Raw genomic sequence first — 13,506 nt, 5'->3', positions numbered from 1 at the left:
AACTTTCGCCATAAAGACTTGGCAACAAGCCAAGTTTTTCTAACATGTTAAAAACATTTTAGTGGAATTATTAAAAATCTTGAAGCTATTAGTATAACTTATGAATAAACAGTTTCCCTTAGTATAATTAGCATACATATAAGACACCTCTTTCATACCGCGGACTATACGTTCATGCTTCTCCATTAAGGAAGGTAATGTTATGCAGGACTGCTTAAGTTTCACCAGTTTAAAACGATATCGATTAGCTCAAATTAAAAGTACAGAAAAACAAAAGTGGATGGGTTTAGAAAAGAGGAGAGTGAATGAATTGAACGGCAACAAAAATAAAAAAATACAATTTGGCATAGCCTTTTTGGTAATAATTGCCTTATTCGCATTTCCTTTTTTTGCTCCACAAAGTTTCCAAACAAAAAATTCCTTATCTCCATTGACCAATGAAATAACGGCTGTCAGTGCTGGTTCTTTAAATAAATCCTTATCCAGTACAGATTCATCGGACAATCTACCGTTGTTTTATGAATTGGCTGGCTTGCCTATAAAGCAAGCTACTGCAGAAGTGAGAGATGATCTTAAAGTAATTCCTGGTGGACAATCAATTGGGGTTCAGTTACAAACAAAAGGGGTATTAGTCGTTGGCCATCATTTAGTCAACGGAAAAGCTGGTGAAGCTTCTCCTGGTGAAAAAGCAGATATAAAAGTAGGAGATGTTATTTTAGAAATCAATGGCAATAAAATTAAAACGATGAATGATGTAAGGCCATTTATTGAACAAGCTGGAGAAACAAATCATGTTTTAGATGTGAAAATAAAGCGTGGTAAAAAGACCATCTCCACTGAATTAAAGCCCACTTTAGATCAAGATGAAAAAGATTATAAAATTGGCTTATATATTCGTGATTCTGCTGCTGGGATCGGAACAATGACTTTTTACGAACCAAATTCAGGGAAATATGGGGCCCTAGGCCATGTGATTTCTGATATGGATACGAAAAAACCCATTGAAATTAACAATGGTGCGATTGTTCGTTCCTCTGTAACTTCCATTGAAAAAGGCAATAATGGTATCCCAGGTGAGAAGCAAGCGAAATTTTCCCCTGCTCATGATAAAATTGGTTCAATTAATAAAAATACTCCCTTTGGAATATTTGGTAAATTAAATCAAAATTTGGATAATTCTCGAAAGCCAATGCCAATTGCTTTATCACATGAGGTAAAAGAAGGACCGGCAAAGATACTAACGGTTCTCGAAGGGGAAAAAGTGGAAGAATACGATATAGAAATTGTCAGTACTGTTCCTCAAAAGATGCCTGCAACAAAAGGTATGGTTATTCAAATTAAAGACAAGGAATTATTAAACAAAACAGGGGGTATTGTGCAAGGTATGAGTGGGAGCCCTATTATTCAAAATGGCAAAATCATTGGAGCTGTAACTCATGTATTTGTTAATGATCCAATTTCAGGATATGGGGTCCATATTGAATGGATGCTAGAGGATGCAGGGATTAATATTTATAAAGAGCAAGATCAAGCAAATAAAGTAAGTTAAAAACGCGACTTGTATTGGATTTCTTCCAATTCAAGTCCTTTTTTCGATTATTGTGACTTATGGTCATTTTTTTGATAATAGTAAATATGATATAATGATAAGCAATAAATAATTTTCGACAAATTTGTCTACATTTATCGAAATGTATCGTAATTTATAGGAAAACAGAGAAAACAGAAGTAAACTTCAAAAAAACCAAAGTTTTTTAAATAAAAAAAGGATATTTGTGATTTGTGTAGAATATGTAAAATAGTGAAAAGTTATGTATTACATAAAAGGAGGAACTTTTGTGGAAAAGATTTCAGTTTGTCTTGTTGATGATAACCGTGAATTAATTCACCTGATGGAAGATTATTTTGGAGAGCAGGAAGATATTGAAGTAGTTGGTACGGCGTTTAACGGAAGAGATTGTTTGACCATGCTCGAGGATGTAGAACCTGATGTTTTAGTTTTGGATATTATTATGCCACATGTCGATGGTTTAGCTGTATTAAACACGATTCGTTCTTCAGGAGGAAAAATTCCCCATGTAATTATGCTCACAGCGTTCGGACAAGAAGAAGTCATGAAAAAGGCGGTTGACCTTGGCGCTGCTTATTTTATTTTAAAACCATTTGATTTAGATAATTTAGCAGATCAAATTAGACAGGCGCAAGGTACTGTACATTCTGGTGTCGTATCAAAAGTACAACGGAAAGAGAAAAAGAAGCAAGATCTTGAGGCAAGTATTACAAATATTATTCATGAGATCGGTGTTCCAGCACATATTAAAGGATATATGTACTTACGTGAAGCAATTACAATGGTTTATAACGATATCGAATTGTTAGGTTCCATTACGAAAGTATTATACCCAGATATAGCGAAAAAATATAACACGACTGCTTCTCGTGTAGAACGTGCTATTCGTCATGCTATTGAAGTAGCATGGAGCAGAGGAAATATTGATTCTATTTCTGCTTTATTTGGGTACACGATTAGTATAACAAAAGCAAAACCGACAAATTCAGAATTTATTGCAATGGTTGCAGATCATCTTCGCTTAGAACATAAAGCGAGTTAACCGTTACAAAACGCAGTAATGACACGGGGTTTGGCGGTTGAAATAATTTCCCTCCTACACGAATAGACCAACAAACTCCGATTTCACACCGATAAACTCCTTTTCCGTTAGTATAAGTTTTGGGATTCATTTATTGCAATTACAGATCATCTTCGTTTAAAACATAAAGCGAGTTAAGATTTTTAGAATGGAAAAAATTACAAGCATTTGGCTAATATTGTATAAATCTATATTCGTTAGTATGAGTTTCATCTTTTTTATAAATATACTGGCGTTTTTTGAAAAACGCTCTTCTTTATCGGATTTAGCGAAGTTTCCGATAAGGAAGGGCAAATCATGTTAAAAATGTACTTATACAATCAATCTTATTTATAAATAAAACATATCCTCCTGCATAGGGAGGATATGTTAATACTAATCAAAGAAGGTATGATATAATGACTTGACCGCTCTATCTAAATCTTCTGCTTTAATTCCAAACATCATAGAAACTTCGGATGAACCCTGGTTGATCATTTCAATATTTACATTCGCGTTAGAGATTGCAGCTGTTGCTTTCTGTGCTACTCCAATTGTTCTTACTAGACCTTCACCAACCACCATAATCATAGCTAGGTTACGATGAATGGAGATTAAGTCAGGATTTAATTCATGTTGGATTCGCTCCATCACTAGCTTTTCTTTTTCCAATGGTAGATTACTTTCTCTAATGATTACGGACATATCATCAATACCAGAAGGAGCATGTTCAAATGAAATACCTTCATCCTCCAAAATTGCAAACAACTTTCGTCCAAAACCAATTTCCCTGTTCATTAAATACTTACTAATATAAATACTACAAAATCCTGTATCACTTGCAATCCCAACAACGCATTTTTCACTCGGTTTTTTTTCAGAGACGATCAATGTACCAGGTGCTTTTGGGTTATTTGTATTTTTTATACATACGGGGATTTCCTCTTTAAATGCTGGTATTAACGCCTCATCGTGAAAAACTGAAAAACCCGCATATGATAATTCACGCATTTCTTTATAAGTTAAGGTTGTAATTCTTTTAGGTTTTTCGATATAAGCTGGATTAACAGAATACACGCAATCGACATCTGTATAGTTTTCATACAGGTCTGCCTTAATTCCAGCAGCAATAATAGAACCTGTTATATCTGATCCGCCTCTAGAAAAGGTATTTAATTGTCCTTTTTTGGTATAGCCAAAAAAACCAGGAATAACTAAAATATCTTCGGTGGTTCGCAAGTTGTAAATTTTCGGAAAACTTTCAGGTAAAATTCTTGCATTTCCCGGATTATTGCTTACAATTATTCCAACTTCCTGCGGGTTCATATAGCGTGCTGGTATTCCAATTGAAGTAAGATAAGCGCTAAGGATTTTAGCGGAACTATCCTCACCGATTGCTTTTAAAGCTTCTAATTTCTCCGATGGAGTTGCATCCATATGTAATACATTTTCGATCGTTTGGTTTATTTCTTTCAAAATCGTTCCACCTAGCTTTAATTCTTCAACAATTTCAGTAAATCGCTTCATAATAGGCTCAATATATTCTGCTTTTGGACGGTGTTTTCTTGCTATTTCACCAAGTTCGATAAGCATGTCCGTAATCTTTTTATCTTTTTTGAACCTTTTTCCTGGTGCGGAGACGACAATGAATTTTCTTTGAGGGTCAGCTTTTACAATGTTGGCTACTTTTTTTATTTGCTCTGCAGTGGCAACAGAACTTCCCCCAAACTTTGTTACTTTCACGAGAATTCCTCCTGCTTTTATTTTTATTTTACATCATATCATAAATTCAGTTTTTTTTGTACGTTACGATAAATATAAAATTTTAGCGAGGAAGCTTATTCGGCGCATTAAAAATTTTTAGGTTAGAAGTATAAGTGCAACTAGGCATTCCCATGAGATGCAAGGTAAACGCCAGTTTTCTAATACGTTACGATAATAAAAAGATGAGGATTTTATTCCCCATCTGCGTAACAGTTTCGTCTACCTTGTTTTGTTTTTTGTTGCTTGCGATCTCGATGGACAATAAAGCCACCAATAAAAGCCAGTCCGGCAAGAAACAAAATTAAACCAATCGTAAATTGTATACTGCTATGTAAAAACATTGGATAAAACGAAGTAAATAATGAATCTCTCATTAACTTAATCCCGATAGCAGCAATTACACCAGGTATAAATAATATAATAATAGCGATAATTCTAATCAATTATTTATTCTCCTTCCATTCATGGGAATTTAGTTCTCATGGATGGGTAGTATTGAGCATGAAAACTGTTAGAATACAACTGATCTTCATTCATTAAGTATAGCAAAAATATCAGTAAAAACAAATAAACGGTTATTGCATTAACTTGCAGACTAACGTATGATAAAACTATGCAAAAAAATGCAAGGTGGGATGAAATGAAGCGTGTACTCATTGTTGGTGCCGGAAAAGGGGGAAGTGCTTTATTAAATATTTTAAATGCGACGAACATACTGGAAATCGTGGCAATGATAGATATAAATCGTAATGCGCCCGGGTTAAAGCTTGCGAAAAAGCAAAATATCCCTATAGATAATCAATGGGAATCGTGGATTGATAAAAATATTGATATTGTAATTGAAGCTACTGGTGACGAACAAGTATTTCAAGCTATATTGGAGCATAGAAGCCGTAAGACTGTTGTCATACCAGGAACTGTGGCTTACATTATTTCAGAGCTGTTTGATGAAAAACAAGAGCTATTGGAGAAAGTTGAGCTACAGATGCGTAATCAAGCACTGATTTTAAATAATATTCGCGATGGAATGATTGTCGTAAATAATCAAGGAATCATTACGTTTATTAATAAAAGTGCGGAAGAAATTATGGAATTAAAAAAACATGAGTGTGAAGGAAAATCAATTGAGACAATTATTACTAATACTCATTTACCCGAAATATTACGAAATCGTAGACGAGAGGTAAATCAAAAGCTTACCTTAGAAAATGGCAAGCAGATTATTACTACAAGGATTCCGATTATAAATGGTGATAACCTTTTATTAGGTGCCTTTGCAGTATTTAAAGATATTACCGAAGTTGTTAAATTGGCGGAAGAAAACACGGATTTAAAAGAAATTAAAACGATGTTAGAAGCAATTATTTATTCCTCAGATGAAGCAATCAGTGTTGTAGATGAGCAAGGACTTGGAATGATGATTAATCCAGCATATACTCGAATTACCGGTTTAACAGAGGAAGATGTCATTGATAAGCCCGCGACAACCGACATCTCAGAAGGCGAAAGTATACATATGCGAGTTCTACAAACGAGAAGAGCAGTAAGAGGAGCAACACTAAAGGTTGGACCTGCTAAGAAAGAAGTCTATGTCAATGTCGCCCCAATGATCGTTGATGGAAAATTAAAGGGCAGTGTTGGGGTAATTCATGACATATCAGAAGTTCAAGCATTAACAAGTGAATTAAAACGCGCCAGACAAATTATTCGCAATTTAGAAGCTAAATATACATTTGATGATATTATAGGAAGATCCCCTGAAATGAAAATAGCATTGGAACAGGCGAAAGTAGGAGCAAGAACACCTGCAACAGTTTTACTTCGTGGTCACTCTGGAACTGGAAAAGAGTTATTTGCCCATGCCATTCATCATGAAAGTGATCGTAAGCATCATAAGTTTATTCGAGTTAATTGTGCTGCTATAGCTGAATCTATTTTGGAAAGCGAACTGTTTGGCTATGAAGACGGGGCTTTTTCAGGAGCAAGGCGGGGAGGAAAGAAAGGCTTGTTTGAAGAAGCGAATAATGGAAGTATCTTTTTAGATGAGATTGGAGAATTATCTTTAAATATGCAAGCGAAACTACTTCGTGTTCTGCAGGAAAATGAAATTGTACGAGTTGGTGGAACCAATCCAGTTGCTATAAATGTTCGTATTATTGCTGCAACCAATGTAAACTTAGAAAAAGCAATTATGAAAAAGACATTTCGTGAAGATTTATATTATCGATTAAGTCGTTTGCCGATTTATGTACCATCACTTAAAGAACGACTATCCGATTTGCCTTTATTGGCAAACCACATTATTTTGAAGATTAATCAAGATTATGGAAGAGACGTACAATTTATTTCGGAAGAAGCCTTAACTGCATTAAAAGAATATCATTGGCCGGGAAATATTCGAGAATTGGAAAATGTAATCGGTCGGGCAATGATTTATATGGGGGTACATGAAAAAACAATTGAACGAAAACATCTTCCTGATCTCACATTAAATCATTCTCATCAAGATGGTGAAACAGTTGTTTTAACTACTACAGAACCTTTGCAATCAGCAGTAGAGAAATATGAGAAGAACTATATAAAAAAGGTGTATGAGCAAAACAATTATAATAAGACGAAAACGGCAAAGCAATTGCAAATTTCCATACGAAATTTATATTATAAATTAGAAAAATATCAGCTCGCAAAAGGTAGCAGGCAATGATTTGCAAGGTAATGCAAGATGTTGCAAATTATCATGGCCGAAATGAAGCGCTTTCAATAATGGTGTTTTGGCATACTATTTGCTTGAGTAAGTAGTGGAGGTATCAAGGAGGGCAAAATGAAGCGTTTAGCAGAATTAAAAGAAAAAGCAAAAGAAAGACAAAAGCAAATTGTTTCTGTTGCAAATGCAGCAGATAAACACGTGCTGCAAGCCGTTAAAATGGGATTAGAAGAAGATCTGTGCGACTTTTTACTAATTGGCAATGAAGCGAAGATAAAAAAACTCGCAAAAGAAGTAGCTCTTACTTTCCATCAATGGGGAGGTCGAGTTATTATTCAACATGCCGAAACGAAAGCGGATATTGCTAGAGCAGCTGTCTTAGCTGTGCATGAGAATAAAGCAACTATTTTAATGAAAGGGTATATACCTACAAAGGATATTTTACAAGCAGTACTCGATAAAGACTATGGTTTGCGCTCAGGAAAAATTTTATCTCATGTAGCTTTATTTGAAGTGCCAAATCAAAATAAACTTGTGTTTTTAACCGATGCAGCCATGAATATTAACCCTGATATAAAGCAAAAGGTTGCAATTATAAACAATGCCGTTAACGTAGCTCATAGTATAGGTTTGGAACTACCTAGAGTTGCTGCCGTTACTCCTGTAGAAATGGTTAACCCGGATATTCCGTCTACAGTTGATGCCGCTTTATTAACACAAATGCAGCGGAGAGGGCAAATCCAAGGTTGTTTGGTAGACGGCCCGTTAGCATTTGATAATGCTGTATCTGTAAAAGCTGCCAAACAAAAGCAGATATCTTCAGCTGTGGCTGGACAGGCAGACATACTCCTTGCTTCTTCCATCGAAGCAGGAAATGTATTGTATAAATCATTTGTTTATTACGCAAAGGCAAAGGTAGCTGCCATTATTTGCGGTGCAAAAGCGCCGATTATTTTAACATCACGGGCTGATTCTGCTGAAAGTAAACTTTATTCACTCTCTTTGGCCATCATGACAACAAAAAATGGGGGATAATAATGGAGTTATTTAGTTATATGGAAGAATATGATTATGAGCAAGTTGTTTTTTGTCAGGATAAGAACTCTGGATTAAAAGCAATTATTGTCATTCATGACACAACTTTAGGCCCTGCATTAGGCGGAACGAGGATGTGGACATATGATTCTGAGGAAGCGGCGCTTGAAGACGCATTGCGGCTTGCTAGAGGAATGACTTATAAAAATGCAGCTGCTGGATTAAATTTAGGCGGGGGAAAAGCGGTTATTATTGGTGATCCAAAAATGGATAAAAATCCAGAAATGTTCCGAGCTTTTGGTAGGTATATTCAAGGGTTAAACGGACGCTATATTACAGCTGAAGATGTTGGGACAACGGTACATGATATGGATCTAATACATATGGAGACGGATTTTGTTACTGGTATTTCTCCAGAGTCAGGTTCTTCAGGTAACCCATCACCTGTGACAGGCTATGGGGTTTATAAAGGAATGAAAGCGGCAGTGAAAGAAGCGTTTGGGGATGATTCACTAGAGGGTAGAGTAATTGCTATTCAAGGAATCGGCAATGTTGCTTATGCATTGTGTGAACATCTTCATAGAGAAGGAGCGCAATTAATTGTAACAGATATTAATCAGGAAGCTGTAGAACGTGCAGTAGAGGCATTTGGCGCAAAAGCCGTTGATCCTGATGAAATTTATGATGTTGCATGTGATATTTATGCTCCGTGTGCTTTAGGGGCTACCATAAATGATGAAACAATATCTAAATTAAAAGCAAAAGTTATTGCTGGATCAGCTAATAATCAATTGAAAGAAACCAAACATGGGGATATGCTTCACGAACAGGGAATTGTTTATGCACCTGATTATGTTATTAATTCCGGTGGAGTGATTAATGTTGCTGATGAATTAAATGGATATAACCATAAGCGGGCTTTGAAAAAAGTAGAAACGATCTATGATAGCTTACAAAGGATCTTTGCTATTTCTAAACGTGATGATATTCCTACATATCTTGCAGCGGATCGGATGGTAGAAGAAAGAATTAAATCAGAATATCGTTCAAAAAGTCAGTTTTTATTAAATGGTCATCATATTTTAAGTAGACGTCCTTGAAAAATGGGCGATGAAGTTCTATCTTGTCCTTGAAAAGGAAAGCACTTTTCTTCGTGCGATATATCGCTGCCGAAGTTTTCCTTGTCCTTGAAAAATCGCGATGTTTATTCAAGAAGCTTCTCAGCCTTCTGTTTCCCCAAATGAATTCGGGAATTTTTAGGAGACGTTTCTCTTATAAAATTCACAAAATAATAAACAGATTTTTCATGTCTGAGAGAAATTTGGCGACAGGGAAGAACCAATGTTGAGGAAATCGAAGTTTGCTATAGCTTGTGCGCTTAAGCCGAATGAAGCTACTTTTTAAAAAATTATCCACTATGTAGAAATGGATAAATTGCCAGACAAATCTTCTTAACTTTATTACCAGAGCAGGAGAAAGGGAGTAACGTCTAATTAACCAACCCTTTTTTCTGCTGCGAAACGGGGGGGATGTTTATTGCGGGTGAACTTTAGGAACTTGATTATAAATCCTGGGTCAACATCTACAAAAATTGGGGTTTTTGATAATGAAATATGTATTTTTGAAAAAATTATTCGCCATAAAGCGGAGGAATTAAAACAGTTTTCAACCGTCAATGATCAGAAGGCGTTTAGAAAGCAAGTCATCCTTGATCAATTACATCATGAAGGAATTAATATTTCAAAACTAGACGCTGTTTGTGCTCGCGGTGGATTAATACGGCCGATACAAGGTGGAACTTATGAAGTAAACGAACGTATGCTAATAGATTTGAAAGCAGGTTATAATGGCAATCACGCCTCTAATTTAGGGGGGATTCTTGCTCATGAAATCGCAAAAGGGCTAAATATTTCTGCCTATATTGTGGACCCAGTCGTTGTCGATGAGCTGGCTGCCGTTGCCCGTTTCTCCGGCATACCAGAAATACCTAGAAAAAGTATATTTCATGCACTTAATCAGAAGGCAGTAGCCAGGAAGGTAGCTGGCAGATTAAATGGAAGCTATGAAGAGATGAATTTTATAGTCACTCATATGGGTGGGGGGATTACAATCGGTGCCCATTGTCGGGGCAAAGTGATTGATGTGAATAATGGGTTGCATGGAGAAGGGCCGTTTTCTCCTGAACGAGCAGGTACTGTTCCAGTTGGTGATCTCGTTTCACTCTGCTTTTCGGGACAGTATTATGCAGAAGAAGTGATGAACAAAATTGTAGGTAATGGCGGGCTAATGGGCTATCTACAAACAAATGATTTAATGGAAGTAGAAAGACGTATAGCAAGTGGGGATACATTCGCAAAGCAAGTTTATGAAGCAATGGCGTATCAAGTTGCCAAAGACATCGGAGCAATGAGTGCCGTACTTAAAGGTGAAATAGATGCTATTGTGTTAACCGGAGGACTTGCTTATGGAAAATCATTTACCGATTTAATTATTAGTCGTGTTGATTGGATAGCTGATACTATTGTTTATCCTGGTGAAGATGAATTACAAGCATTAAACGAGGGCGTACTTCGTGTTTTGCGTGGGGAAGAAACACCAAAAGTTTATCATAGTAAAAATGAGGTAAAGGAGTGAAGAAATTGGCAGAGGATTATGATTTAGTCATACTTGGTGGTGGAACCGGCGGCTATGTTGCTGCAATCCGAGCATCGCAGTTAGGAATGAAAGTAGCTGTTGTAGAAAAAGAAAAGTTAGGTGGTACTTGTTTACATCGCGGTTGCATTCCATCTAAAGCATTATTGCGTAGTGCTGAAGTATATAGACAGGCAAAATCTGCGCATACATACGGTATCGATATGGAAGCTGTATCATTAAACTTTTCGCAAGCACAAGCTAGAAAACAACAAGTGGTTGATAAGCTTTATCAAGGTGTCCATTCTTTAATGAATAAAGGGAAAATTGACGTTTTTAAAGGATTTGGGCGAATATTAGGGCCAAGTATCTTTTCTCCTATACCAGGTACGATTTCTGTAGAATATGCAAATGGCGAAGAAAATACGATGCTTATTCCTAAAAATGTGTTGATTGCGACTGGTTCTACGCCTAATACATTACCAGGTTTAAAAATGGATCATAATAGAATCATTACGTCAGATGACGCGCTGCAATTAACAGAACTGCCAAAATCAATCATTATTGTTGGGGGAGGTGTCATCGGGATTGAATGGGCCTCCATGCTAGCTGATTTTGAAGTCGATGTAACTGTTATCGAATATGCAGAACAGATTTTACCTACTGAGGATCATGCAGTTGCAAAAGAGGTCGAGAGGTTACTCAAAAAGAAGGGAATTAATTTTGTGAAACAGGCACAGGTGCTTTCAGATACGGTACAGGTAGATGGCGAAAGTGTAACTGTACAAGCAGAGGTAAATGGTGATAAGCAGGAGTTTCAAGCAGAGAAAATGCTGCTTTCGGTCGGACGAAAAGCAAACACAACTAATATTGGGCTGGAAAATACGGACATCATCGTGGAAAACGGGGTAATTCAGACTAACCAATATTATCAAACGAAGGAATCACATATATACGCCATTGGTGATGTAATCGGCGGTATGCAATTAGCACATGTGGCTTCACATGAAGGAATTGTTGCTGTAGAACATATGGTCGATCAAGACCCGATGACAATTAATTATGACCATGTTCCAGCTTGTATCTATTCCAATCCAGAGGTAGCACGAGTTGGATTAACCGAGAAGCAGGCAAAACAGCAAGGATATTCGTTAAAAGTTGGTAAATTTCCGTTTCAAGCTGTTGGAAAAGCGCTTGTCTATGGAGAAGCAGATGGATTTGTAAAGATTATTGCTGATAAAGCAACCGATGACTTATTAGGGGTTCATATGGTAGGTCCACATGTAACGGATATGATTTCAGAAGCGGTTTTAGCCAAAGTATTAGATGCTACGCCTTGGGAGATTGCCCATACGATTCATCCGCATCCGACGCTTGCTGAGATAGTTGGAGAAGCAGCGCTTGCTGTTGATGGAAAGCAAATCCACGGTTAATTATATCCCGAATGTAAGGGCCGTAACCACTTCACGAATTATTAGAAAAACTTGGTTTATCACCAAGTCTTTATGGCGAAAGCTATCGTTTTTCTTATACAATAAAGCCGAAAGTTTTATACTATCCTATAGTGTAAAAAATACGAAGAAGTCTGACATGGAGATCTAAATTAATTCCCATTCGTTCGGGTCGACAGGGCAGAGAAACTACGGCTGCACTCCACCTGGTTTTTTGGTGACTCCTACAAAGCTTCAAGTAGAAAACCATTACTGAATGAAGTTTCACTTTATTTAATTAAGGAGGGAACATGAATGACAACAAAACGCCATCATGATTTAGGACTTACAGATGAGCAAGTATTAGAAATATATCGAATCATGCTATTGGCAAGAAAAATCGACGAAAGAATGTGGTTACTAAATCGAGCGGGGAAAATACCGTTTGTTATTTCTTGTCAAGGACAAGAAGCAGCACAAGTGGGAGCTGCTTTTGCTCTTGATCGAAAAAAGGATTATGTAGCTCCTTACTATCGAGATATGGGCGTTGTGTTAGCATTTGGCATGACGTCAACAGAGTTAATGCTATCAGGGTTTGCCAAAGCTGAAGACCCTAATTCCGGCGGAAGACAGATGCCTGGTCATTTTGGGCAAAAGAAAAACCGAATTTTAACAGGGTCATCCCCGGTTACTACACAATTACCCCATGCAGTAGGTGTAGCACTAGCTGCTAAAATGAAAAATGATCCTATTGTTTCCTTTGTTACCTTAGGTGAAGGATCCTCCAATCAAGGAGACTTTCATGAAGGGTTGAATTTTGCAGGTGTGCATAAATTGCCGGTAATTACAATGGTTGAGAATAATAAATATGCTATTTCTGTTCCCATTGAAAAACAAATTGCCAGTAAAACCGTCGCTGACCGTGCTCAGTCTTATGGTATGCCCGGTATAACGGTGGACGGAAATGACCCATTAGCTGTATATAAAGCTGTAAAGGAAGCGCGAGAGCGAGCATTAAATGGAGATGGCCCAACATTGATAGAAGCAATAACGTATCGATTAACGGCTCACTCCAGTGATGATGATGATCGACTTTATCGGAAAAGCGATGAGGTCGATGAAGCACGTAAAAATGATTCTGTTATTACCTTTAATAAATACTTAAAAGATGCAGGCATACTGACAGAAACCATCGAAAAGCAACTCAATGATGAAATTAGTCAAGAAGTTAATGAAGCGACAGATTACGCTGAAAATGCTCCTTATGCACAACCAGAGGATGCGTTAAAGCATGTATATGAAGAGTAGGGAG

The 13,506-nt window shown here is 36.9% G+C and carries 10 protein-coding genes; 8 read left to right on the top strand and 2 right to left on the bottom strand.

From position 1 onward, the window contains the following. Window positions 1-280 precede the first annotated feature (280 nt). Together spoIVB and spo0A are read left to right on the top strand one after the other, a co-directional pair. Entirely contained in the window at window positions 281-1,549 is a 1,269-nt protein-coding gene (spoIVB, locus tag JNUCC74_RS10050) for a SpoIVB peptidase (RefSeq protein ID WP_454067876.1), read from the top strand. A 262-nt stretch (window positions 1,550-1,811) separates the two neighbouring features. Continuing rightward, window positions 1,812-2,612, top strand: a complete 801-nt coding sequence (spo0A, locus tag JNUCC74_RS10045; protein WP_179104426.1) for a sporulation transcription factor Spo0A — start codon at window positions 1,812-1,814, stop codon at window positions 2,610-2,612. Between the two features lie 414 nt (window positions 2,613-3,026). Here the strand turns inward: spo0A and JNUCC74_RS10040 are convergent, their stop codons facing one another. After that, window positions 3,027-4,373: an aspartate kinase gene (locus JNUCC74_RS10040; protein ID WP_454065246.1), complete on the bottom strand. Its 1,347-nt coding sequence runs from the start codon at window positions 4,371-4,373 to the stop codon at window positions 3,027-3,029. 212 nt (window positions 4,374-4,585) lie between these two features. Continuing rightward, window positions 4,586-4,837 carry a DUF2627 domain-containing protein gene (locus JNUCC74_RS10035; RefSeq protein WP_454065245.1) on the bottom strand — a complete coding sequence of 84 codons (252 nt, stop codon included), beginning with the start codon at window positions 4,835-4,837 and terminating at the stop codon, window positions 4,586-4,588. Window positions 4,838-5,034: 197 nt separating this feature from the next. Here JNUCC74_RS10035 and JNUCC74_RS10030 point away from each other — a divergent pair, with 197 nt between their 5' ends. The 6 genes from JNUCC74_RS10030 (at window position 5,035) to JNUCC74_RS10005 (ending at window position 13,502) form a co-directional block, all read left to right on the top strand. Continuing rightward, on the top strand, window positions 5,035-7,098 hold the full coding sequence (locus JNUCC74_RS10030; protein WP_454065244.1) for a sigma 54-interacting transcriptional regulator: 2,064 nt from the start codon (window positions 5,035-5,037) through the stop codon (window positions 7,096-7,098). Window positions 7,099-7,215: 117 nt separating this feature from the next. Further along, window positions 7,216-8,133 (top strand): phosphate butyryltransferase, encoded by a 918-nt coding sequence (gene yqiS, locus JNUCC74_RS10025; RefSeq protein ID WP_454065243.1) that lies wholly within the window; start codon window positions 7,216-7,218, stop codon window positions 8,131-8,133. Window positions 8,134-8,135: 2 nt separating this feature from the next. Continuing rightward, window positions 8,136-9,233 carry a Leu/Phe/Val dehydrogenase gene (locus tag JNUCC74_RS10020; RefSeq protein WP_454065242.1) on the top strand — a complete coding sequence of 366 codons (1,098 nt, stop codon included), beginning with the start codon at window positions 8,136-8,138 and terminating at the stop codon, window positions 9,231-9,233. Window positions 9,234-9,669: 436 nt separating this feature from the next. Continuing rightward, complete coding sequence (gene buk, locus JNUCC74_RS10015; protein WP_454065241.1) at window positions 9,670-10,767, top strand: butyrate kinase; 1,098 nt, start codon at window positions 9,670-9,672, stop codon at window positions 10,765-10,767. Window positions 10,768-10,772: 5 nt separating this feature from the next. Further along, window positions 10,773-12,197, top strand: coding sequence for a dihydrolipoyl dehydrogenase (lpdA, locus tag JNUCC74_RS10010; protein WP_454067875.1), 1,425 nt, complete (start codon window positions 10,773-10,775; stop codon window positions 12,195-12,197). Window positions 12,198-12,509: 312 nt separating this feature from the next. Beyond that, window positions 12,510-13,502, top strand: coding sequence for a thiamine pyrophosphate-dependent dehydrogenase E1 component subunit alpha (locus JNUCC74_RS10005; RefSeq protein ID WP_077320758.1), 993 nt, complete (start codon window positions 12,510-12,512; stop codon window positions 13,500-13,502). Window positions 13,503-13,506: the final 4 nt, after the last annotated feature.

The sequence above is a fragment of the Cerasibacillus sp. JNUCC 74 genome (genome assembly GCF_053667775.1).
This window is presented reverse-complemented; position numbering and strand designations above follow the sequence as displayed.